24 protein-coding genes are annotated in these 20,640 nt (G+C 67.4%); 14 read left to right on the forward strand and 10 right to left on the reverse strand.

All coding sequences use genetic code 11. The annotated features are described in order from the left end of the window. Nucleotides 1-74: 74 nt before the first annotated feature. Nucleotides 75-827, reverse strand: a complete 753-nt coding sequence (locus IFT63_RS13540) for an SDR family NAD(P)-dependent oxidoreductase (protein ID WP_192084623.1) — start codon at nt 825-827, stop codon at nt 75-77. Between the two features lie 79 nt (nt 828-906). Beyond that, on the reverse strand, nt 907-1,389 hold the full coding sequence (locus IFT63_RS13545; RefSeq protein ID WP_192084624.1) for a hypothetical protein: 483 nt from the start codon (nt 1,387-1,389) through the stop codon (nt 907-909). A gap of 124 nt (nt 1,390-1,513) precedes the next feature. On the opposite strand from IFT63_RS13545, the gene IFT63_RS13550 reads away from it, so the two are divergent. Beyond that, complete coding sequence (locus IFT63_RS13550) at nt 1,514-1,996, forward strand: DUF1456 family protein (protein WP_042613327.1); 483 nt, start codon at nt 1,514-1,516, stop codon at nt 1,994-1,996. A 220-nt stretch (nt 1,997-2,216) separates the two neighbouring features. Here IFT63_RS13550 and IFT63_RS13555 read toward each other — a convergent pair whose 3' ends face one another. Then, nucleotides 2,217-2,915, reverse strand: a complete 699-nt coding sequence (locus tag IFT63_RS13555; protein WP_342450498.1) for a TorF family putative porin — start codon at nt 2,913-2,915, stop codon at nt 2,217-2,219. 177 nt (nt 2,916-3,092) lie between these two features. Between IFT63_RS13555 and IFT63_RS13560 the strand changes: the two genes are divergently transcribed. After that, on the forward strand, nt 3,093-3,482 hold the full coding sequence (locus tag IFT63_RS13560; protein ID WP_042613325.1) for a DUF6165 family protein: 390 nt from the start codon (nt 3,093-3,095) through the stop codon (nt 3,480-3,482). A gap of 101 nt (nt 3,483-3,583) precedes the next feature. On the opposite strand, the gene IFT63_RS13565 is transcribed toward IFT63_RS13560, so the two are convergent. Continuing rightward, nucleotides 3,584-4,156 carry an Ax21 family protein gene (locus tag IFT63_RS13565; RefSeq protein WP_192084626.1) on the reverse strand — a complete coding sequence of 191 codons (573 nt, stop codon included), beginning with the start codon at nt 4,154-4,156 and terminating at the stop codon, nt 3,584-3,586. A gap of 317 nt (nt 4,157-4,473) precedes the next feature. Here IFT63_RS13565 and IFT63_RS13570 point away from each other — a divergent pair, with 317 nt between their 5' ends. Then, complete coding sequence (locus tag IFT63_RS13570; protein WP_192084628.1) at nt 4,474-4,830, forward strand: DUF1428 domain-containing protein; 357 nt, start codon at nt 4,474-4,476, stop codon at nt 4,828-4,830. Between the two features lie 4 nt (nt 4,831-4,834). Here IFT63_RS13570 and IFT63_RS13575 read toward each other — a convergent pair whose 3' ends face one another. Together IFT63_RS13575 and IFT63_RS13580 are read right to left on the reverse strand one after the other, a co-directional pair. Beyond that, nucleotides 4,835-5,512 carry a hypothetical protein gene (locus tag IFT63_RS13575; RefSeq protein ID WP_192084630.1) on the reverse strand — a complete coding sequence of 226 codons (678 nt, stop codon included), beginning with the start codon at nt 5,510-5,512 and terminating at the stop codon, nt 4,835-4,837. Nucleotides 5,513-5,620: 108 nt separating this feature from the next. Beyond that, nucleotides 5,621-6,544: a histone gene (locus IFT63_RS13580; protein ID WP_192084632.1), complete on the reverse strand. Its 924-nt coding sequence runs from the start codon at nt 6,542-6,544 to the stop codon at nt 5,621-5,623. A gap of 424 nt (nt 6,545-6,968) precedes the next feature. On the opposite strand from IFT63_RS13580, the gene IFT63_RS13585 reads away from it, so the two are divergent. The 9 genes from IFT63_RS13585 to IFT63_RS13625 all read left to right on the forward strand — a co-directional run bounded on the left by IFT63_RS13585 (nt 6,969) and on the right by IFT63_RS13625 (nt 14,937). Then, complete coding sequence (locus tag IFT63_RS13585; RefSeq protein WP_042613321.1) at nt 6,969-8,396, forward strand: Do family serine endopeptidase; 1,428 nt, start codon at nt 6,969-6,971, stop codon at nt 8,394-8,396. A gap of 113 nt (nt 8,397-8,509) precedes the next feature. Continuing rightward, nucleotides 8,510-8,875 carry a hypothetical protein gene (locus tag IFT63_RS13590; protein WP_191770559.1) on the forward strand — a complete coding sequence of 122 codons (366 nt, stop codon included), beginning with the start codon at nt 8,510-8,512 and terminating at the stop codon, nt 8,873-8,875. A gap of 8 nt (nt 8,876-8,883) precedes the next feature. Then, nucleotides 8,884-9,363 (forward strand): phage holin family protein, encoded by a 480-nt coding sequence (locus IFT63_RS13595; protein WP_042613319.1) that lies wholly within the window; start codon nt 8,884-8,886, stop codon nt 9,361-9,363. Continuing rightward, nucleotides 9,360-9,872 carry a protein sip-5 gene (locus IFT63_RS13600; RefSeq protein WP_192084634.1) on the forward strand — a complete coding sequence of 171 codons (513 nt, stop codon included), beginning with the start codon at nt 9,360-9,362 and terminating at the stop codon, nt 9,870-9,872. The genes IFT63_RS13595 and IFT63_RS13600 overlap by 4 nt, the downstream gene beginning before the upstream one ends. A 68-nt stretch (nt 9,873-9,940) precedes the next feature. Beyond that, nucleotides 9,941-11,038 carry an AI-2E family transporter gene (locus IFT63_RS13605; RefSeq protein WP_042613317.1) on the forward strand — a complete coding sequence of 366 codons (1,098 nt, stop codon included), beginning with the start codon at nt 9,941-9,943 and terminating at the stop codon, nt 11,036-11,038. A gap of 31 nt (nt 11,039-11,069) precedes the next feature. Further along, nucleotides 11,070-11,789, forward strand: coding sequence for an HAD-IA family hydrolase (locus tag IFT63_RS13610; protein WP_192084636.1), 720 nt, complete (start codon nt 11,070-11,072; stop codon nt 11,787-11,789). Nucleotides 11,790-11,793: 4 nt separating this feature from the next. Continuing rightward, entirely contained in the window at nt 11,794-13,161 is a 1,368-nt protein-coding gene (locus IFT63_RS13615; protein ID WP_192084638.1) for a leucyl aminopeptidase family protein, read from the forward strand. 133 nt (nt 13,162-13,294) lie between these two features. Continuing rightward, nucleotides 13,295-14,401 (forward strand): catalase family peroxidase, encoded by a 1,107-nt coding sequence (locus IFT63_RS13620; RefSeq protein WP_042613314.1) that lies wholly within the window; start codon nt 13,295-13,297, stop codon nt 14,399-14,401. Continuing rightward, nucleotides 14,398-14,937, forward strand: a complete 540-nt coding sequence (locus tag IFT63_RS13625) for a cytochrome b (protein WP_192084640.1) — start codon at nt 14,398-14,400, stop codon at nt 14,935-14,937. The genes IFT63_RS13620 and IFT63_RS13625 overlap by 4 nt, the downstream gene beginning before the upstream one ends. A gap of 6 nt (nt 14,938-14,943) precedes the next feature. On the opposite strand, the gene IFT63_RS13630 is transcribed toward IFT63_RS13625, so the two are convergent. Genes IFT63_RS13630 through IFT63_RS13645 form a run of 4 tightly spaced genes read right to left on the reverse strand, consistent with a single transcriptional unit; the run spans nt 14,944 to nt 18,446 of the window. Continuing rightward, a complete protein-coding gene (locus tag IFT63_RS13630) occupies nt 14,944-15,546 on the reverse strand; it encodes a response regulator transcription factor (RefSeq protein WP_042613312.1) in 603 nt (200 codons plus the stop codon). After that, complete coding sequence (locus IFT63_RS13635) at nt 15,543-16,772, reverse strand: sensor histidine kinase (protein ID WP_192084642.1); 1,230 nt, start codon at nt 16,770-16,772, stop codon at nt 15,543-15,545. Before IFT63_RS13635 ends, IFT63_RS13630 begins: the two co-directional genes overlap by 4 nt. 4 nt (nt 16,773-16,776) lie before the next feature. After that, complete coding sequence (locus tag IFT63_RS13640) at nt 16,777-17,553, reverse strand: ABC transporter permease (RefSeq protein ID WP_042613310.1); 777 nt, start codon at nt 17,551-17,553, stop codon at nt 16,777-16,779. Then, entirely contained in the window at nt 17,550-18,446 is an 897-nt protein-coding gene (locus IFT63_RS13645) for an ABC transporter ATP-binding protein (RefSeq protein ID WP_192084644.1), read from the reverse strand. The genes IFT63_RS13640 and IFT63_RS13645 overlap by 4 nt, the downstream gene beginning before the upstream one ends. Nucleotides 18,447-18,644: 198 nt before the next feature. Between IFT63_RS13645 and IFT63_RS13650 the strand changes: the two genes are divergently transcribed. Further along, a complete protein-coding gene (locus tag IFT63_RS13650) occupies nt 18,645-19,868 on the forward strand; it encodes an efflux RND transporter periplasmic adaptor subunit (RefSeq protein WP_192084646.1) in 1,224 nt (407 codons plus the stop codon). A gap of 76 nt (nt 19,869-19,944) precedes the next feature. Next, complete coding sequence (locus tag IFT63_RS13655; RefSeq protein ID WP_042613307.1) at nt 19,945-20,634, forward strand: ABC transporter ATP-binding protein; 690 nt, start codon at nt 19,945-19,947, stop codon at nt 20,632-20,634. Nucleotides 20,635-20,640 lie beyond the last annotated feature (6 nt).

The following is a 20,640-nucleotide window of genomic DNA, read 5'->3' on the forward strand; positions in this document are numbered from 1 at the left end:
GACGACGGCCGGATCATCCACCCCATAGGTGTCAACCTATGGCAGGACGGGTCAGCCAGCGGTGACCGCCCGCCTCAGCCTTCGCGTGCCACCTGGAAACCGGCATACGACTGGCTGACCGGCATCAGTTCGAGGCGATTGATGTTCAGGTGCGCAGGCAGGCTGGCCACCCAGTAGATCTGCTCGGCGATATCTTCGGCAGTCATCGGGTTGGCGCCGGTGTACAGCTTGTTCGACGCGGCCTGGTCGCCATGTGTACGCACCACGGTGAATTCGGTTTCAGCCATGCCCGGTTCGATGGTGGTCACCCGCACGCCGGTACCGTGCAGGTCCGAACGCAGCCCCAGCGAGAACTGGCTGACGAAGGCCTTGGTGCCGCCGTAGGCATTGCCGCCCGGATACGGGTAGACGCCGGCCACCGAAGAAATGTTGATGATCGCTCCCTTGCGCTCCACCAACTGCGGCAGCAGGCGGTGGGTGAGCGTGACCAGCGCGGTGACGTTGGTGTCGATCATCGTGCGCCAATCCTCCAGCTTGGCGTGCTGGGCCGGCAGCGTGCCCTGCGCAAGGCCAGCATTGTTGACCAGCAGGTCGATCTGCCCGAACGCCGGCGGCAACGCCAGCAGTGCCGCTTCCATGGCAACCGCATCACGGACATCGAACACCGCCGCGTGCACCTGGCCGGCACCATAGGCGTCCACCAGGGACTGCAGGCGCTCACCGCGACGGCCGGTGGCGATCACCTTCCAGCCCGCTTTGGCGAAGCGGTGGACGGCGGCAGCGCCGAAGCCGGAGGTGGCGCCGGTGATCAGGACGGTACGGGTCATCAGGCAACTCCAGAAAGATCCAGGCCGATATTCTGGCACTGTCAGCGTCCACCTGCCTTGCCGGATCGGTCGCCCGCGATCAGCGCACGCGGAACACGCGCGCCTTCGGCAGGTCCGGATCCACCTGCAGGAACCAGCGGCCGGCGATGCCGGGCACCACCTCGATGGGCGGATCCTGCAGCGGTCGGCGCAGGGTCATTTCGCCCTTCAGCACCTGCCATTGCTGGCCGTTGTCGAGGGTGAACAGCATGCCCGGCTGCCAGCCGCTGATGGTGCCGGTGGCATGCGCCTTGATCGGGCCGTCGTCGAAGCCGATGAACATCGGCGCGGCGGCGGTCGCCGTGGCGCGGTCGGTGGACGGCGGCGCGTCGGCTGCCGTCGGCGCCGGTGGCTGGGTTTCGCGCAGCAGGCGGTTCAGTTGCTGCAGCTGGTCCGGGGTCAGGCCGACGTCGGCCAGCCGCGCCGCGTCGATGCGCTGCTCCAGCGGCACATAGCGGTCCTGCGCCACCGCCGGGTAGGCGACCGGCAAGACGGCCAGCAGCAAGGGAATCCAGGGACGCATGGCGGGCAATCCTGCTTCAGGGGTCGAGGGGCGCACTGTGCTGCAGTTCGATGACCGCAGGATGACAGCGGCGCGGGCGGTACAATACGGGTCCCGGCGCTCCCTGCCGGCGGTGTGGAAGACAATGATCAACAACGATGTGCTGCGCAGCCTGCGCTTTGCCCTGGACCTGAGCGACAACCACATAGTGGTGCTGTGCGAGCTGGCCGACCCTGCCTTCCCGGTCACCGCCGAGCAGGTCAATGCCTGGCTGAAGCCGGACAACGAAGCCGGTGCCGAGCCCTGCAGCGACGAGGCGCTGGCCCATGTGCTGGATGGCCTGATCGTGCACCTGCGCGGTCGCGATGAGAGCCAGCCGCAGCGCGCGATCGAGACGCGCATCGACAACAACCTGATCCTGAAGAAGCTGCGCGTGGCCTTCCAGCTGCGTGACGTGGACCTGCAGGAGATCTTCCAGGCGGCGGGCTTCGCAGTCTCCAAGCCGGAGCTGAGCGCGGTGTTCCGCCAGCGCGACCACAAGCACTTCCGCAAGGCGGGTGACCAGTTGATGCGTTACTTCCTGAAGGGCCTGGTGCTGCGCGTGCGCGGTTCGTCTTCGAACGGCTGATTCGCTCGCTTCTGGTTCCAGAGCGACAGCTGCATACGGCGCAGGGGTCGGGCGGGATGGGCTTGGCGGGACACGCCGCAAGTACGTCCTTGTAGGCTGCGTCGCCGCATCCATGCGGCTCAGCGTCCCGCCAAGCCCACCCCGCCCGACCCCCGGACGGTTTCCCGGCGGCCTGCAGAGGTGCGGTAGCGCCGAGCCATGCTCGGCGGCTGTGCCGGGATCAGAAGCTGGCCTGCAGGGCCACCTCCAGCCGGGTGCCGGCGTTGCCGGGGAACAGCTGGCGGGCGGCGCTGTCAGTGGCGTGGCCGGTGGCACGCAGTTCCCACTTCGGGGCGATGGCGTGGATCACGCTGAGCTGCACGTGTTGGTAATCGCGGGCCTGTGCGCTGGCCAGCCGGTAATGGCCGTAGGCCGCTTCCAGACGCGTCGCCTCTGACAAGGGCAGGCGCATGCCCATCTGCACGTAGGTGCCGGGGTGGCCGCCAGCCAGCGCGTCGCGCGAGTGCGCCAACTGCAGCCAGGCGCGCTGCTTGAAGGTCGCAGTGGCCGACAGCTCGGTCCAGTCCAGGGCGCGTCCCGTTCCCGGATACAGATAGCGCGCGGCGTTGGCATCCAGGCTCCAGTCCGGCACCAGCTCGCCACTCCAGCCGAGCACCGCATCGAACTCGCTGCGTGCGCCGCTGTCCGGTTCGAACGATACGTTGGATCCCCACAGGCTGGCATACAGCCGGCTGCCATGCGTGGCACGCACGCCTGCCTGCACGGCGGCCTCTTCGCCGGTCTGGGAGCTGCCACGCCAGAGGTAATCGCTGGCAAGCGCGAGGGTGCCGGTGACATCGGCCTTGGCCTCCCCCACAGCCACCAGGTTCATTGCCATCACGCCGGCCATGCCCACGCCGCCCATTGCTTGCCACTTCATCCCATCACCATTGTCTGCTGGGTGGCCCTGCCACCGGAGCTGCGCAGTGTGGGAGCCGGCGGCGTAAACGATCGAGGGCGGCGGCGGCGGTTGCGCGCAAAACCCGCGTAAAGCGTGGCGTCGCATCGGCATGGCGGGTGCGCGCTATCATGCAGGCCTGTTGAACGGAGCACCTGCGTGGACGCGATCCTGACCCCTGTATCGATCGGTGAGCTGATCGACAAGATCACCATCCTGGAAATCAAGGCCGAGCGTATCGACGATGCGGCCAAGCTGGCCAACGTGCGCACCGAACTGGACGGCCTGCTGCCGCTGTACGCGACGCAGCGCAGCAACCAGCCGGCGTTGGAGGCACTCAAGCAGCAGTTGAAGGTGATCAACGAACGCATGTGGGACATCCAGGACCAGCTGCGCGACAAGGAAGCAGCGCAGGTGTTCGACGATGCCTTCGTGCAGCTGGCGCGCGGGGTGTACCGCACCAACGGCGAGCGCGTGCAGGTCAAGAACGAGATCAACCGGTTGGCCGGCTCGGCGCTGGTGGAAGAGAAGCAGTACCAGGGCCAGTAACCTGGCGTACGCGCCGGGCGGTATCGGAAACCAGACAGGCCCGGCAATGCCGGGCCTGTCTGTTCAAGCAGGCTGCATGCGCGGGGCATGCGGCGACGGTATTACCAGCTGAAGCGCGGGCCGACCGACCATTCCTTGTCGCCATCACGGTTCATCTTGATGTCGCCGTTGATGCCCCAGTTCTGGTTCAACTTGACCTGCGCACCCAGGCGACCGTACCACTCGCCTTCCGGATTGACGCCGTGCTTCTTGCTGTAGTCTTCGTAGCCGGCCAGTGCGTAGACTTCGGCGTGCTGGCCGAATGCGGTGCGGACACCGGCTTCAGCGCTGTAGCCGTTGAAATCCAGGCCGTGCTTGGCGTCGAACTTGTTGTATGCAGCGCGCGCGACGAAGTCGGTCGACGGTGCGATCTCAACGTTGTAGCCCACGCCCACGCGCCACTGGTCGACGTCCTGCTTGGTCGCGTCCACTTCCTGCTGGTTGAACTCACCGAACACGTGCATGTTCGGCAGCACGCCGTAGGAACCCTTGACGCCCCAACCGTCTGCCTTGCCACCATCGGCATCGGTCTTTACATAGTTGCCTTCGGCGTAGTTGTAGGACAGGTTTTCGGCGGCCGAAGCAGCGAACGGCAGCGCGGAAGCCAGGGCCAGGGCAATCAGGGACATCTTCATGGGTACAACCTCTTGTCTTTCTGGTTTGTTGCAGCAGCGCCGGAACGCCGCCGCATCGGGGGATGTAAAGTTTCCGTTTTTTGACCTAACCCCATCCTGAAAGCAGGAAAGCGATTTTTGGCTGCTATTCAGCTCTTTTCAGGCATACGCGCGCGCTTTTCATCTTCTGGTGTGCAAGTGGTGTTCACGCGCAGGCACGGGGTGCGGGCGTAAACAGCCGGGACGAGGGCGGATGGGTTGGAGGATGTCGTTCTGGGCCCCACTCGTTCGTCATACCCATGAAGGTCCTGCATCCGCAGGCCATCCGGAGCACAGGCATGAGCTACATCGACGGATTCGTTCTGGCCGTACCCACCGCCAACAAGCAGTCCTTCATCGACCACGCGCGCAGCATGGATCCGGTATTCCTGGAGCTGGGCGCGACGCGGGTGGTCGAGTGCTGGGCCGACGACGTACCGCACGGCAAGACCACGGATTTCTACGGGGCAGTGAAAGCCAAGGACGACGAAACCGTGGTGTTTTCATGGGTGGAGTGGCCGGACAAAGCCACCCGCGACAGCGGCATGGCCAGGATGATGGACGATCCACGGATGGATCCAACCAACAATCCCATGCCGTTCGACGGACAACGGATGATCTTCGGCGGCTTTGCCCCCATCGTCGAACTGCCGTAACCGGTCAGAGCGATTCCGGCGCCTCGCTGGCGCCCTGGGTGCCGACCGCCATGCCGGCGCCCAGTCCGCCCATCGCGCCCATGCCGGCGCCACCGCCTCCGCCACCACCGGCCTTGCCGCCGCGCTCGCCTGCATCGGCGCGGCCCTTGGCAGCGCCGCCGGATGCGGGACGTGTCGGGCCTTGGTGCGGAATCTCCAATCCGCTGGGAATGGGCGCCAGGTCCAGCGCGCCACGGATGAAGTCGCGCAGCGAAACCACCAGTGCATGGGTGTGCACGGGCCGCCCCTGGGACAGTTCGGTGGCGGCATGCGCAGCCAACCGCACCTGGTCGTCGGTGCCCAGCAGCAGGATGTCCGACAACGCCGCTTCCACGGCATCGCGGATGCGCCGCGCCCGATCCGAACCGGGCTCGCTGATGCCGTGCTGGTGTGCGCGTTCGCGCAGCTGGCGCAGGTGCGAAGGATCGACATCGAGATCGCCGGTGAACGATCCGCCCAGCACCTTGTAGGCCGCCATCAAGGTGCGCAGCCGTTCATTGATCTGGCGGTTTTCGCGCTCGCGTCGCGCTTGCAGGGTCTGCATCACCAGCAGGCGGATACCCACACCCAGCAGGGTGATGATGGCCAGTCCACCGAGAGTGGACAGCACGGCCTGCCATGAACTGAAATCGAGACCACGCATGAGGGGGCACTCCTTGGCGAGGCCTCCATGATGCCCTGCCACGTGTGTGCAGGCGCATCATCATCGACATCCCCTGCCGCCCGTCGGCGACAGGGGCGCCCGGCGCGCTTACTTGCCGCGCTTGGTCACAGCCTTGCGGGTGGCGACCTTCTTGGCCGGCGCCTTGCGGGCGGCCTTCTTCACCGGCGCTGCCTTCCTGGCAACGGCCTTGCGGGCGACAGCGGTCTTCTTGCCGACGGCCTTCTTGCCGACGGCCTTCTTGCCGACGGCCTTCTTGGCGACAGCCTTCTTGGTAACGGCGGTCTTCTTGCCGACGGTCTTCTTGGCGACAGCCTTCTTGGTAACGGCGGTCTTCTTGCCGACGGTCTTCCTGGCGACAGCCTTCTTGGCAACGGCGGTCTTCTTGCCGACGGTCTTCTTGGCAACGGCGGTCTTCTTGCCGACGGTCTTCTTGGCAACCGCGGTCTTCTTGCCGACGGTCTTCCTGGCAACGGCGATCTTCTTGCCGACGGTCTTCTTGGCAACCGCGGTCTTCCTGCCGACGGCCTTCTTGGCAACGGCGGCCTTCTTGCCGACGGTCTTCTTGGCAACCGCAGCCTTCTTGGTAGCGGGCTTCTTGGCCACGGCAGCTTTCTTGGTTGTGGTCTTCTTCACTGCGGCAGCCTTCTTGGCAACGGTCTTGGTGGCGGCGGCCTTCTTCTTGGCGACGACCTTCTTCAGCGCGGCCGATTCGGCCTGTGCGTTCTGCTTGGCGGCTTCCAGCTTCTGCTTGGCCTTGGAGATCGACTTGCCCACCGACTTGGCGGCCTTGTCAGCCTGCTTGGCGACGGTCTTCTCGACGTTGGCAACGGCCTTCTTGGCGGCATCCACGCGGGTGGTGGCAGCCTTGCGCACGCGCTTGGCGGTGGTCTTGACCGCAGCCACCGCGTCTTCGGCGGTGTGGGCGATGGTCTCGCCAACGTTGGTTGCAGCTTCCTTTACAGTCTCGACGGTCTCGCTCAATGTCGTCGTCACACCATTACCGTTGCTCATGATTTGCCCTCCTGAGGGGCTGGAATGTCAAAACGGAGGCGATGCTATACCGGCAAGGTGCATCGTGGAACGGGAAACTGCGCAGGCGCAAGCGCGCGCCACCACGATGGCTGCGACCAGGCACGACCATCGATGCGCACGGCAACTGGAAAACCCGCGTTTTCAAGTGGTTTGGCGTCAGGCGTCCTGCACGGCCGGCATCACCGTGGGCAGCCGCCGCGATCCTGCAGGACCGCTTGCCGATACGACACCGGCAGCGGAGTTTGCGCGGAACTGCGCAAGTTCCCATGTGCCGGACCGCATCTTTCATGGCATGTTTATCCAGCGCGGGAGACACTTCTGCGGCCCTGCCGCAGCTCCCTGCAGGCCTCGCCTGCAGCATCGAGCGCGCTCTACTCCACTTCCTGCCCGGACACCGATTCCCATGCGACCGATTCCGACCCTGCTTACGCTCGCACTGGCCGCAGCCTTCGGCGGCTTTGTCGCCAGCGGCATCAATGCACACCTGGACAACCGCGCCGAAGCAGCGCCGGCGCCGATCACCATCCCGGCCACCAGCGCGCTGCCCGCTGCGGTCGCCGGGCAGCCGGTTCCCTCGCTGGCACCGATGCTGGAGAAGGTCACCCCGGCCGTGGTCAGCGTCAACACCAAGCAGGTGGTGCGCGTGCGCAATCCGTTTTTCGAAGACCCGTTCTTCCGCCGCCTGTTCCCGGACGTGCCGCAGGAACGCATCAACGAATCGCTGGGTTCGGGCGTGATCATCGATGCCGCCGAGGGCCTGGTACTGACCAACCACCACGTCATCGACAACGCCGACGACGTGCAGGTCACCCTGTCCGATGGACGCACGGTGAAGGCCGAATTCCTCGGCTCGGATGCGGACACCGACATCGCGCTGATCCGCATCCCCGCGCAGGGCCTGACCGGTATCACCCTGGGCAACAGCGACCAGTTGCGCGTCGGTGACTTCGTGGTCGCCATCGGCAATCCATTCGGTTTCACCCAGACCGTGACCTCGGGCATCGTGTCGGCCGTGGGCCGCAGCGGCATCCGCGGGCTGGGCTACCAGAACTTCATCCAGACCGATGCGTCGATCAACCCCGGCAACTCCGGCGGCGCGCTGGTCAACCTGCAGGGGCAGCTGGTGGGCATCAACACCGCCAGCTTCAACCCGCAGGGCAGCATGGCCGGCAACATCGGCCTGGGCCTGGCCATTCCGTCCAACCTGGCGCGCAACGTGGTCGACCAGCTGGTCAAGCATGGGGTGGTGGTGCGCGGCACGCTGGGCATCGAAAGCCAGAACCTGACCCCGCAGCTGGCGCAGGGCCTGGGGCTGAGCGAAGCGCGCGGTGCGCTGGTCACCCGGGTATTGGCCGGATCGGCCGCAGCGGCGGCCGGCGTGCGTGCCGGCGACGTGGTGGTGACCGCCAACGGCCAGCGCGTGGACAGCGCGCAGGCGCTGCACAACATCGAAGGGCTCGCGGCGGTCGGCAGCACGATGACCCTGGAACTGCGTCGCGATGGCAAGCCGGTGCAGGTCAGGGCCACACTGAAGGAGCAGGCGCGCGCGATCAGCGGCGACACGCTGGATCCGCGCCTGGGCGGTGCCACCTTCGTTGACCTGCCCGAGTCGCTGCGCCAGTCAGGGCTCAGCGGCGTGCTGGTCAACGAGGTCACCCGCGGCAGCCGCGCTGCCGCTTCCGGCCTTGCCAAGGGCGACATCGTGACCGAGGCCAGCGCAGGTGAATTCGCCGACCTCGCCAGCTGGCGGGCCAACTTCCAGCAGCCTCCCCAGCAATTGGTGCTGCGCATCGTGCGGGGCAATGCCAGGGGGCAGTTGGTCATGCGCTGATGGCGTGACGTACCGTAACGCCCCCTATACCCGGGCGATGGTATCCATGTCGTCCGTGGCCATCCCGCATGTCCGGATGGCGGCCGCCTTATTCACTGAAGCAGGAGATTGCGATGAGCCCCACCAATACCGAAAACCTGAAGGACCACCTGGGCGAAGCCTCCACCCACCTGAAGTCGGCCGCCAACGCGGCAGGCAGCGCCATCAAGGGCGCCACGGGTGCTGCTGGCGATGAACTTCGTATCGGCAAGGCCAACGTCAAGGCTGAACTGTCCGATACCGCCCTGTCCGGCCTGGCTGCTGCCGAGTTCGGCGGTGCCGCTGCCAAGGAACAGGTCGATGCGCTGATGGACAAGGGCAAGGACCTGGTCGACAGCGCCGCTGAGCTGATCCGCGAGCGTCCCCTGGCGTCGTTCGGCGTCGCCTTCGCTGCCGGCTGGCTGATTGCCAAGCTGGCCAATAGCGGCGGCGACAAGTAAGCCGCGGCGTGAGCGAAAGCGACAACACCGCCAACGGGCCTGATCCAGCGGCTACCCCGCCGCTGGATGAGAGCATCCGTCAGGTCAGCCAGGCCAGCCGTGCAACGGTGGATGCGGCAAAGCATTCGTTCCGTTCGCTGCGTCGCCTGGCATCGGCGGATTTTGCCCTGGCACGCAGTGCCTTCGGCCGTGCCTTGGCGTGGGCGGGGGTGGCGATCGTGTTCGGCGCATCGGCGTGGTTGCTGATGGCCGCCACGTTGATCGCCCTGTTGCAGAGTTGGGGCATGTCCTGGCTGCATGCGCTGCTGATCACCTCGCTGCTGAGCCTGGCGATAACCGGCTTGGCTGCGTGGCGGGTGTCCTACTTCTTCCACCACACCGGCATGCATTCCACCCGCCGGCAGCTGTCCAAGCTGGGCCTGTTCGATGAGCCCGGTGATGAAGAAGACCCCGACGCCAGCGTCAAGATCCCGGAGGGCAAGCCATGAAGTTCAGTGTATTGCGCAGCCGGGTGAAGCGCTGCGAGCAGGTGGTTGCGGTACGGCTGGCCGATACCCAGGACAACTGGGGAGTGCTGAGCCAGGTGTGGCGCAGTGGCTGGTCGCCGCTGCGCATCATCATCGCCGGCGTGGCCAGTGGCTTCGTGGTTGGCAAGCTGGAAATGCCCGGCAAGGTCAATGGTGCACGCTGGCTGCAGATGATCGGCTCGATATCCAACCTGCTGGCGAGTGGCCAGGCCGCGTTCGCTTCGGCGATGGCCGCCCATGCGGCCGGTGCGGCCGACGATGCCGCCGAGCAGGCCGATGCTGCCGCCGACAAAGTCGATGATGCGGTCAATCCCGGTGCAGCCGCCGCTGCAGGTGCGGCCGCTGGCGCGGCGGCCGCGGCATCCGTGCAGCGGTCCCCTGCGCCGCAGGCCAGCCCCGGCCGCCAGGACCGGCAGCAGGACAATGGTCCCCGCCCGGCCGAAGCCGCCACGGAATTGTCCGAGCGTTGACACGGTGAACCCGCCGCGTTGATCGCGGCGGGCGGATAATGGGGAACTTTTCCCCTGTCGGTGCGACGATGAGCGAGTCCCTTTCCAGCGTCCCCGTCGATCCGACAGCGCCCGCGCCACTGCCCGCTCGGCCTCGCGCGCCGGTGTCATTGATCGTGCTGGCAACGCTCGCGGTGGCGTTCACGCTGTGGGCGGCGCAGCCGGTGGTGCTGCCGATCCTGCTGGCGATGTTCTTCGCGTTGGTGGGCAACCCCATCCTTCGCATGCTGGAACGCATCTGGGTACCGCGCGCGCTCGGTGCCATCCTGGTGATCGTGGTCGGCCTGGGCGCCACCACCGCTCTGGCGGTGCAACTGGTCGTGCCGACCATGGAGTGGGCGCAGGAAGCCCCGCAGCAGCTGCGCAAGATCGGTCGCCAGGTACAGAACCTGACCAAACCGGTACAGCAGGCCAATCAGGCCGCCGAGAATTTCGCACGCGTGGCCGCCGGTGAAGGCAACCGCCGCGTACAGGTGGTGCGCACCCAGCTGGATGACCCGTACCGGGCGATCACCCAGGCCCCGCGCCTGCTCGCCTCGGTGCTGGCGGTGGTGCTGCTGACCCTGTTCTTCATGATCTACGGCCAGGACCTGCAGCGGCATGCCATCGCCTTGTTCCCCAGCCGCCAGCAACAGCGCTTCACCACCGATATCCTGCGGTCGATAGAACGCGAAGTGTCGCGCTATGTGCTGACCATCACCGTGATCAACAGCCTGGTGGGCCTGGTGTTCGCCGGCACGCTGATGCTGCTGGGCCTGGAAATGCAGGATGCCCTGCTGTGGGGCACGATGGCCGCACTGCTCAACTTTGCTCCGTACGTGGGTCCGCTGATCGGCGTGGCGCTGATGCTGCTGGTCGGCTTCGTCGAATTCCCGGATCCGCTCAAGGCGATCCTGCCGGCCGCCTGCTACCTCGCCCTGCACGCGCTGGAGGGCCAGCTGATCACCCCGATCGTGCTGGGCCGACGGATGAAACTTTCGCCGCTGGTGCTGATCCTGGCGCTGATGATCTTCGGCTGGCTGTGGGGCTTCGTCGGCCTGCTGCTGGCGGTGCCGCTGCTGGTCTGCGTCAAGCTGGTGCTGGCACGGCTGGAGGGCATGCAGGGCTGGTCGCGGCTGCTGGAATGAAAGCCGATAGCGACGGGCGTAGAATGGCGGGGTGAACTTCCCCATCCAAGCCATCACCCTCGACCTCGACGACACCCTGTGGCCCTTCGCTCCGATCGGCGCACGCATCGACAAGGTCCTGCACGACTGGATGCTGCAGCACAGTCCTGCCACGGCCGCGATGTTTCCGCAGGCCGCGATGCGTGAACTGCGCGAGCGCGCCTACGTCGACAATCCCCACCTGCACCATGACCTGAGTGCGCTGCGCCGGCTGGCACTGCAGCAGGCGCTGCAGGACAGCGGCGCCGACGCGGCCCTGCTGGAGCCCGCTTACGAAGCCTTCTTCGCCGCGCGCAACCAGGTGGAGTACTACCCGGATGCGCTGGATGCCCTGCAGCGCATCGCCGCCCGGGTGCCGGTGGCGGCGCTGAGCAATGGCAACGCCGACCTGGAACGCATCGGCGTGGCGCACTTGTTCGCCTTCCAGCTGGGTGCCCGCGAACACGGTGCCGCCAAACCGGTCGCCAGCATCTTCCATGCCGCCTGCGAGCGCCTCGGTGTTGCACCGGAGCACGTGCTGCACGTGGGCGACCACATTGAAATGGACGTGGCCGGGGCGATGTCCGCCGGCCTGCGCGGCTGCTGGATCAACCGCGAAGCGGCCCGCTGGAACCATCCTTCGCTGCAGCCCGACCTGCAGTTCGACACCCTCACCGGGCTGGCCGACTGGCTTGATGCCAACCCCGCCGCCAGCGCAACCAGGAGCACCTGACCCCATGACCGAGATCACCGGCTTCGTTGCCACCTCCGACCAGGCGCTGCCGCTGCACGTGCTGGACCGGGCACAGTTCAAGGCATGGAATGCCGCCCAGTCGCCCGCGCTGCAGGCGTGGCTGCAGTCGCAGAATTTCACCGCCAGCGGCCACAGCGTGGCACTGCTGCCGGGCGAACACGGCATTGCCGGTGCGGTGATCGGGATCGGTGATGCAGGCGATGCGTACAGCTATGCCCATGCGCCGCACGCGCTGCCCGAAGGCACCGTGTGGAAGTTGGCCACCGCATTGGAACCGGCGCAGCAGGACCTGCTGCAGCTGGGCTGGGGACTGGGCAGTTACCGCTTCGACCGCTACAAGGCGCGCAATCGTGCACCGGCCCAGCTGCTGGCCAGCCCGTCGGCCGAGGTGGCCGCGCTGGTCGCCGCCAGCCTGCGCGTGCGCGACTGGGTCAACACGCCCACTGAAGACATGGGGCCGCAGCAGCTGGAAGACGCCGCGCGCGCACTGGCGGACGCACATGGCGCGCAGCTCGAGGCGATCACCGGTGAGGCACTGCTGGAGCAGGATTTCCCGGCCATCCACGCAGTGGGCCGTGCCTCGCACCGGGCGCCGCGGCTGATCGTGCTGCGCTGGGGCAAGGACACCGATCCGTCTCTCGTGCTGGTCGGCAAGGGCGTGTGCTTCGATACCGGCGGGCTGGACATCAAGCCGGCCGACGGCATGCGCAACATGAAGAAGGACATGGGCGGTGCGGCACATGCGCTGGCGCTGGCCGGGCTGGTGATGGCCCAGGCCCTGCCGGTGCGGCTGACGCTGCTGGTGCCAGCAGTGGAAAACGCGATCGGCCCGGATGCATTCCGTCCGGGCGAAGTGATCGCCACCCGCAAGGGCCTGAGCGTGGAGATCGACAACACCGACGCCGAAGGCCGGGTGATCCTGGGTGATGCCCTGACCTTCGCCAGTGAACAGCAGCCGGACCTGGTGCTGGACTTCGCCACCCTCACCGGCGCGGCACGCATCGCGCTGGGTCCGGACCTGCCGGCGCTGTTCAGCAACGATGACACGGTGGCCCAGCAGTGGCTGCAGGCGGGCGAACAGACCCGTGACCCGGTGTGGCGGATGCCGCTGTGGCGGCCGTACCTGCGTTACCTGCACAGCGGCATCGCCGACCTGGCCAATGCCGGTTCGCGGATGGGTGGCGCGGTCACCGCCGCGCTGTACCTGGAACGCTTCCTGGCCGACGGCCAGCGCTGGGCCCACCTGGACGTGTACGCCTGGAACGACGGCGAACGCCCCGGCCGCCCCGCCGGCGGCGAAGCCCTGGCCCTGCGCTCGGCCTGGGCCATGCTGAAAGCCCGCTACGCCTGACTCCTGAAAAAGGGGACGGAGGGGATTAAGTCGCGAGTGGCCAGACAGGGCCGTATGCGACTTAATCCCCTCCGTCCCCTTTTTTGCTTAGGATGTGGGCACCGCGCATTTTCATGCCAGGCAGGAACCGTCGATGCCCTTGTTCCGCTTCACCCGTAAAGGCGGCTTATCGCGCGGCCCACGGCCGCATTCGCCGCTGCCCTGGATCGCGCTGATTGCGTTGATCGTCGGCCTGATCGCGCTGGCCTTTGCATGGCTGGCCGGCTGGATTGGTCGTGATCGGCCCACGGCGCAGCGCTTCACCGACACCATCGAAGCCACCGGCCCGGCGCACCCTGGCTTCCGCCGCGCGCACAGCAAGGGCGTGTGTGTGAGTGGCTGGTTCGAACCCACGCCGCAGGGTGCGGCGCTGTCACGCGCCCAGGTGTTCCACCAGGCACGCGTGCCGGTGCTGGGGCGGCTGTCGATCGGTGGCGGCGATCCGCACGGGGCCGATGCGCAGGCACGGGTGCGCAGCATCGCCCTGCAGCTGGTCAGCGACAACGGGCAGGAGTGGCGGATGGCGATGAACAGCTTCCCCTTCTTCGCCGTGCCCAGCCCCGAGGCCTTCCTGGAACAGACCCAGGCGCAGCTGCCGGACCCGTCGACCGGAAAGCCGGACCCGGCGAAGATGGCCGCCGTGCTGGAGAAGTATCCCAGCGCGCGCGCCTTCCAGCAGTGGGCGAAGACCGCCCCGTGGACCACCAGCTGGGCCAACACGCAGTTCAACAGCGTCAACAGCTTCTGGTTCACCGCCGCCGACGGCACCCGCCAGGCGGTGCGCTGGAGCTGGGAGCCGCAGGCTGCGGTCGAGGTGCTGGACGAAACGGCGCGCGCCGATGCCGGACTGGACTACCTGGCCGACGAGTTCGCCACGCGGCTGGCCAGCGGGCCGGTGCGCTGGAACCTGGTGGTGACCCTGGCAGGACCCGGCGACGTGGTCGAAGACCCTTCGACCCCCTGGCCGGCCGGACGCGCCCGCGTGCAGGCCGGCGTGCTGTCGCTGGCGCATATGCAGCCGCAGGCCGGGGGGCCCTGCAATGACCTGAACTTCGATCCACTGATCCTGCCCGATGGAATCAGCGGCAGTGACGATGCGGTGCTGGCGGCACGCTCGGCGGTGTACTCGCATTCATTCAACCGCCGCGAACGCGAGACCGCGCGCGGCGAAGCCGGCGATGCGGCAGGGGTATCGAAATGAACGCGCCCAATCAAACGCCCGGCCATTTCAACCTGCTGGCCCGCGTGCTGCACTGGACGATGGCCGTGATGATCCTGGCGATGCTGTTCATCGGCGTGACCATGATGGCCTCGCTGCACCTGCGGCCGATCCTGGTGGACATCCACCGTCCGCTGGGCATCGCGATCGGGCTGCTGGTGCTGCTGCGCCTGTACAACCGCCTGCGCCACCGGCCACCGCCGCTGCCGGCCGACCTGCCATGGTGGCAGGCCCTGGCCGCGAAGGCGTCGCACTGGCTGCTGTATGCGTTGATGCTGGCGATGCCGCTGCTGGGCTGGTCGATGCTGTCCGCCGGCGGCTATCCGATCGTGCTGTGGAGCGGCTTCAACCTGCCCCCGATCGCACCGCATTCGGCAGCGCTGTATACCGCGCTGCGCAGTGCCCACAGCCTGCTGGCCTATGTGCTGTTCGCCACCGTGCTGATGCACCTGGGTGCTGCGCTGTACCACGCCTGGGTGCGCCGCGATGGCGTGTTCGAGTCGATGGCGAAGAAGTAACAGGCGCTACAGCCAGCCCTTCTGGCGGGCCAGCCGATAGGCTTCGATTCGGTTGGCCACGCCCAGCTTGCCGATGCATTCGGACAGGTAATTGCGCACCGTGCCGTGCGACAGGCCAAGCTCGGTGGCGATCTCGCCGGCCGTCTTTCCTTCGCCTGCCAGGCGCAGCACGCGGCGCTCGCGGTCGGTCAACGGATCGGCCTGCGACCAAGCGTCCAGTGCCAGTTGCGGGTCGATGGCGCGGGCACCCTGTTGCACGCGGCGCAGGGCATCGGCCAGATGGTCGGCCGGCGCGTCCTTCAGCAGGTAACCGAGCACGCCCGCGTCCAGGGCGCGGCGCAGGAAGCCGGTACGCGCGAAGGTAGTGACGATCACCACTTTGATCGGCAGTTGCTGCCGCGCGATCCGCTGCGCCAGTTCCAGCCCGGTCAGGCCGGGCATTTCGATGTCGGTGACCAGGATGTCCGGCCGCACCTGCTGCAGCAGTCGCCACGCCGCTTCGCCATCGGCTGCGGTGCCCAGCACCTCGATGTCCGGCTCCAGCCCCAGCAGCGCCGACAACGCGCCGCGCACCATGGCCTGGTCTTCGGCCAGTACGATCCGGATCATGGGGTTGCCTTCAACAGGCTCGCAGGCAATGGCTCCGGCGCCGGGTCCATCGGCGTCGATACGGCCGGCATCGGCACGCGCACCGTGATGCAGGTGCCGCCCTGTGGCAGCGGTTCCAGCTGCAGCGTACCGCGCAGTGCGGCGATGCGTTCGCGCATTCCGGCCAGGCCGTTGCCTTCGGTGATCACCCCGCCACGGCCGTTGTCGCGGACCTGCATCAGCAGGGTTTGGCCGTCGCGTTCGAAGTGCACCTGGGCGTTGCCCGCAAGCGCGTGGCGGGCGATGTTGGTCACCGCCTCCCGCAGCACCAGGGCCAGCGCGCGCTCGATCTCCAGCGGCATCGGCGGCGGTGGCTGGTAGTCCAGGTGGACCTGCTGGCATTCCAGCAGCAGCCGCGCCGAGGCAAGCTCACCGGCAAGGTCGCTGGAGCGGAAGCCGGTGACCGCACTGCGGACCTGCGCCAGCGCCTGCCGCGCGATGTCTTCGGCTTCGCCGATCTCCAGCCGTGCACGCGCATCGCCGCGGTCGTACAGCTTGCGCGACAGCTCCAGCTTCAACGTGATCAGCGACAGCGTGTGCCCGAGCAGGTCATGCAGGTCGCGGCCGATGCGCTCGCGCTCGGCCGTGGCCGCCAGCCGGCGCACCTCATCCTGTGACAGCTGCAGCTGCGCATCGCGGTCCTTGTTGACCGCCTCCATGTTCGATATCAGGCCGATCACCACCGACATGAAGGGAATCCAGACCAGATTCTGCCAGGCCCAGCCCGCAAGCCACGCGGTGCCGACATACACCGCGTTGAGCAGCAGCAACTGCAACAGATAGCGCCAGATGCTGCCGTTGCGGCACACGCGCAGCATCACGCAGCCGAACACGAAGTAGCTGATGCCGGACGGATACCACGGCACCAGCACCAGGCTCAGCGCGACCATCGCCAGCGCATAGCGCGGTGCATGGTGGCGCGGCGCCAGCATCGCGCGCGCGTACAGGAACAGGAAGGTGGGATAGCTGAGCAGTGTCAGCAGCGCCCAGCGCGCGGTATACCCGCCACCGAAGAGAGGGGTCAGGAACACCCACGACGTCCACAGCAGGTGGATGTAATCACTCCAGCCGGACTGGCCGCGCCGCCGATGGTCGGCCGCTGCCGAATCCGGGGCGGGGCGCAGCAGGGTGGCGAACCTGTGGGCGGAGGCGTTGGACTGCAGCAGGCGGCGAGCGCGGGCGATCATGGATTCAGCCGATGCGGCGCAGGCGACGGGTCGCCAGCAGCGCGCCGATCACCGTCACCAGGACCAGCACCCCCACGTGCACCGGCATGCTGCCGCTGGCCGGCTCGTCGATGGTGTGCAACGCCAGCTGGGCCGCATGCCAGGTCGGCCAGAGCGGAGCGAGCCGGGTGAACACGTCCGGGAGCATCGACAGCGGTACCCACAGGCCCGACAGCAGCGCCAAGGGCAGATAGAACAGGTTCACCATCGCCGGCGCCGCATCGGCGCCGACATGGCTGCCGATCAGCAGGCCGACCGCGCCCAGCGGCAGTGCGACCAGCGCCGAAACGCCGATCAGGCCAGCCATCTGCGGTGGGGTCAGCACGACCTCGCCCACCACGTGCGCGGCGATGATCAGCAAGGCCGCCACGACCACGGCGAAGATCAGGGCCATCAGCAGCCGGGCCAGCATGGGGGCCAGCGGCGGAACCGGCAGGGCGCGCTTGAGGGTCAGCAGGCCACTGGCCCGGTCCATGGCCAGCTGTACGCCGAAACCGAACAGGGCAGGCCCCATGGCGCCGAAGATGCAGTAGGTAGCGAGCAGGTAGCGCCCCGCCTCGCCACGCCCCAGCAGCACGCCGAACATCAGGTAGAACAGCACCGGGAACAGCAGACAGGGCAGCACGAAGGCCGGCGTGCGCCAGGTGCGCCGCAGTTCGGCCTTCAACTCGGCGACGTACGGTGCGAGCCGCCGCGCCACCGGACGCCGCACTACTTCGCTGTCGGCCCGGGGCAGGCTCATGCGGCCTCCCGGGTCATTTCAACGAACGCTTCGGCCAGTCCCCCACCGCGCACGTCCAGCTCGCGCAGCAGGGGATCTTCGGCAAGCAGGCGGGCCACCACCGCCTCGGCCGGTTCGGCCAGCAGCTGCAGGTGGTCGCCTTCGCGGCGGGCATCGATGACGCCCTCCCAACCGCGCACGTGGGCCACGTCCAGCCGGCTGCGGCATCGGATCCGCCGCGGAGCCAACTGCGGCCGGAACGTCGCCAGCGGGCCATCGGCCAGTACCTGCCCCCGTTCCATGACCACCACGCGCCCGGCGAGCGCTTCGGCTTCTTCCAGGTAATGGGTGGTCAGCACGATGCCGCATCCTTCCTGGCGCAGCGTCGCGATGGCGTCCCAGATGCCCTGCCGGGCCTCGATGTCCAGGCCGGTGGTCGGCTCATCAAGGAACAGCAGGCGCGGACCGCCGCACAAGGCGATGGCGAACTGCACGCGCCGCTGCTGGCCGCCAGACAGCGCGCCGTAGGGCCGCTCCCGCAGGTCCTGGACACCTGCGATGGCAAGGCATTCGGCCAGCGGGCGAGGCCGCGGGTAGCTGGCCTGGAACTGCTCCACCAGCTCACCGACCCGCAGTTTCGGCGGCAGCGCGGTGCTCTGCAGCATCACCCCGACCTGCTCGCGCTGGGCACGGTGTTGCGGGTCGCCACCGAGCAGCTGCACCTGTCCGCTGTCCGGCCGCCGCAGACCAAGCAGCACCGCGATGGCCGTGCTCTTGCCGGCGCCGTTGCGACCGAGCAGGGCCAGCACTTCGCTTCCCTGTACCTGCAGGCTGACTCCAGCCAGCGCCTGCACGTTGCGATATCGCACGTGCACCTGGTCAAGGACCGCAAGCGGAGGGGCATCGAGGTGCATCGCGGAACTCCCGGGAAAGAGGTGGCCAGTGTGCGGCAGGTCGCAGCGTACACGCACTGGCGCACGTCAGCTGCAGAGGGTGACACCTGTCACTGCCCGTTTCCGGTACCGGGCGTGCATCCTTGCCGAAGCCGGCACCCGGTTTGCCCCCGGTCGGTGTTGGGGTCACACTCCGCTCGATCCATCGTCATGGTCCCTATGAACGCCTCTGCTGAACTGTTGAAGGAACTTCGCATCGACCGCAAGACGCCGCCGCCCGCGCCGGGCAGCCGCCGCTGGCTGTGGATCGTCATCATCGTGGTGGTGCTGTTCGCCGCCGCCATCGCGGCATGGCGGCTGCGTCCGCAGGCCATCGAAGTGCAGACCGCGCCGGCGGTGGCACTGGGCGAGGCAGGCAGCAGCGCATCGGTGCTGGATGCCAGCGGCTACGTGGTGGCCCGGCGCATGGCGACCGTTTCGGCCAAGATCACCGGCAAGGTGCGCGAAGTCATGATCGAAGAAGGCATGCGGGTCGAAGAAGGCCAGGTCATGGCCACGCTGGACCCGATCGATGCCGGCGCCCAGCGCGATCTCTACGCTTCGCAGGTGCAGGCCGCGCGCAGCCAGGTCGCCGGCCTGCAGGCCCAGCTCACCCAGGCCGATGCCGAGGCCACCCGGCTGCAGGCGCTGGTCGGCCAGCAGCTGGTATCGCGCTCGCAGTTCGACCAGGCCGTGGCCCAGCGTGACAGCCTGCGGGCGCAGCTGGATACCGCCCGGCGCAACGTGCAGGTGGCCGGCAACCAACTCGCGATCGCCGACCTGGGCGTGGACAACAACATCGTCCGCGCCCCGTTCTCCGGCGTGGTCACCGCCAAGGCCGCACAGCCGGGCGAGATCGTCTCGCCGCTGTCGGCCGGCGGCGGCTTCACCCGCACCGGCATCGGCACCATCGTGGATATGGAGTCGCTGGAGATCGAAGTCGATGTCGGCGAGGCGTTCATCGGCCGTGTACAGCCGAAGATGCCGGTGGAAGCCACGCTCAACGCCTATCCCGACTGGAAAATCCCGGCCGAGGTGATCGCCATCGTTCCCACCGCCGACCGCGGCAAGGCCACGGTGAAGGTGCGCGTGGCGATCAAGACCCGCGACCCGCGCATCGTGCCGGAAATGGGCGTGCGGGTGAGCTTCCTGGAACAGGCCAAGGCCGATGCAGCGGCAAAGCCGCAGGGCGTGCGGGTGCCGGCCAATGCCGTGGTGGAACGCGAGGGTGGCCGCGTGGTGTTCGTGCTGGTGGACGATGCCGTGCAGCAGCGCAGCGTGACGCCCGGCCTGGCGTTGAATGCGGATCGCCAGCTGCTGCAGGGCGTCCGCCCGGGCGAGCTTGTGGTGACCAGCCCAGCGGATACGTTGCGTGATGGCAGCAAGGTGAAGGTAAAACCGTAGGTTTCCAGTCTGACGGCCAGCGGCCGTCACTACCGATGACGGCAGTCGCCGCCATTACCGCATTCGGAGAATCGGCATGTCGACCCTGGTTTCATTGCGCAGCATCACCAAGACCTACCAGCGGGGCCCGGAGCAGGTGAAGGTGCTGCACGGCATCGACCTGGACATCGAAAAAGGCGATTTCGTGGCGTTGATGGGGCCCTCCGGTTCCGGCAAGACCACCCTGCTGAACCTGATCGGTGGACTGGATTCGCCCAGCGGCGGCGAGATCACCATCGAAGGCGAGCGCATCGACCAGATGAGCGGCGGCCAGCTGTCCACCTGGCGCAGCCACCATGTCGGCTTCGTGTTCCAGTTCTACAACCTGATGCCGATGCTGACCGCGCAGAAGAACGTCGAACTGCCGCTGCTGTTGACCCACCTGGGTGCTGCGCAGCGCAAGCGCAACGCAGAGATCGCGCTGACCCTGGTCGGCCTGGCCGACCGCCGCAGCCACCGGCCCAACGAACTGTCCGGCGGCCAGCAGCAGCGCGTGGCAATCGCCCGCGCGATTGTTTCCGATCCCACCTTCCTGATCTGCGATGAACCGACCGGCGACCTGGACCGCCAGTCCGCCGAAGAGATCCTGCAGCTGTTGCAGCAGCTCAACCGTGAACACGGCAAGACCATCATCATGGTGACCCACGACCCGAAGGCCGCCGAGTACGCGACCCATACGGTGCACCTGGACAAGGGCGAACTTGCCGACGCGCCACTGGCGCACTGACCGAGG

Source organism: Stenotrophomonas sp. CFBP 13724 (assembly GCF_014841975.1).
GTDB lineage: Bacteria > Pseudomonadota > Gammaproteobacteria > Xanthomonadales > Xanthomonadaceae > Stenotrophomonas > Stenotrophomonas lacuserhaii.

Excerpts from the sequence above, each read along its gene's own strand:
- IFT63_RS13635 (WP_192084642.1), bottom strand. The coding sequence starts at position 16,772 with ATGATCGCCCGCGCTCGCCGCCTGCTGCAGTCCAACGCCTCCGCCCAC.
- IFT63_RS13590 (WP_191770559.1), top strand. The coding sequence starts at position 8,510 with ATGAGCCCCACCAATACCGAAAACCTGAAGGACCACCTGGGCGAAGCC.
- IFT63_RS13540 (WP_192084623.1), bottom strand. The coding sequence starts at position 827 with ATGACCCGTACCGTCCTGATCACCGGCGCCACCTCCGGCTTCGGCGCT.
- IFT63_RS13615 (WP_192084638.1), top strand. The coding sequence starts at position 11,794 with ATGACCGAGATCACCGGCTTCGTTGCCACCTCCGACCAGGCGCTGCCG.
- IFT63_RS13620 (WP_042613314.1), top strand. The coding sequence starts at position 13,295 with ATGCCCTTGTTCCGCTTCACCCGTAAAGGCGGCTTATCGCGCGGCCCA.
- IFT63_RS13630 (WP_042613312.1), bottom strand. The coding sequence starts at position 15,546 with ATGATCCGGATCGTACTGGCCGAAGACCAGGCCATGGTGCGCGGCGCG.
- IFT63_RS13605 (WP_042613317.1), top strand. The coding sequence starts at position 9,941 with ATGAGCGAGTCCCTTTCCAGCGTCCCCGTCGATCCGACAGCGCCCGCG.
- IFT63_RS13650 (WP_192084646.1), top strand. The coding sequence starts at position 18,645 with ATGAACGCCTCTGCTGAACTGTTGAAGGAACTTCGCATCGACCGCAAG.
- IFT63_RS13600 (WP_192084634.1), top strand. The coding sequence starts at position 9,360 with ATGAAGTTCAGTGTATTGCGCAGCCGGGTGAAGCGCTGCGAGCAGGTG.
- IFT63_RS13640 (WP_042613310.1), bottom strand. The coding sequence starts at position 17,553 with ATGAGCCTGCCCCGGGCCGACAGCGAAGTAGTGCGGCGTCCGGTGGCG.
- IFT63_RS13585 (WP_042613321.1), top strand. The coding sequence starts at position 6,969 with ATGCGACCGATTCCGACCCTGCTTACGCTCGCACTGGCCGCAGCCTTC.
- IFT63_RS13625 (WP_192084640.1), top strand. The coding sequence starts at position 14,398 with ATGAACGCGCCCAATCAAACGCCCGGCCATTTCAACCTGCTGGCCCGC.
- IFT63_RS13565 (WP_192084626.1), bottom strand. The coding sequence starts at position 4,156 with ATGAAGATGTCCCTGATTGCCCTGGCCCTGGCTTCCGCGCTGCCGTTC.
- IFT63_RS13575 (WP_192084630.1), bottom strand. The coding sequence starts at position 5,512 with ATGCGTGGTCTCGATTTCAGTTCATGGCAGGCCGTGCTGTCCACTCTC.
- IFT63_RS13570 (WP_192084628.1), top strand. The coding sequence starts at position 4,474 with ATGAGCTACATCGACGGATTCGTTCTGGCCGTACCCACCGCCAACAAG.
- IFT63_RS13655 (WP_042613307.1), top strand. The coding sequence starts at position 19,945 with ATGTCGACCCTGGTTTCATTGCGCAGCATCACCAAGACCTACCAGCGG.
- IFT63_RS13550 (WP_042613327.1), top strand. The coding sequence starts at position 1,514 with ATGATCAACAACGATGTGCTGCGCAGCCTGCGCTTTGCCCTGGACCTG.
- IFT63_RS13555 (WP_342450498.1), bottom strand. The coding sequence starts at position 2,915 with ATGAAGTGGCAAGCAATGGGCGGCGTGGGCATGGCCGGCGTGATGGCA.
- IFT63_RS13645 (WP_192084644.1), bottom strand. The coding sequence starts at position 18,446 with ATGCACCTCGATGCCCCTCCGCTTGCGGTCCTTGACCAGGTGCACGTG.
- IFT63_RS13545 (WP_192084624.1), bottom strand. The coding sequence starts at position 1,389 with ATGCGTCCCTGGATTCCCTTGCTGCTGGCCGTCTTGCCGGTCGCCTAC.
- IFT63_RS13580 (WP_192084632.1), bottom strand. The coding sequence starts at position 6,544 with ATGAGCAACGGTAATGGTGTGACGACGACATTGAGCGAGACCGTCGAG.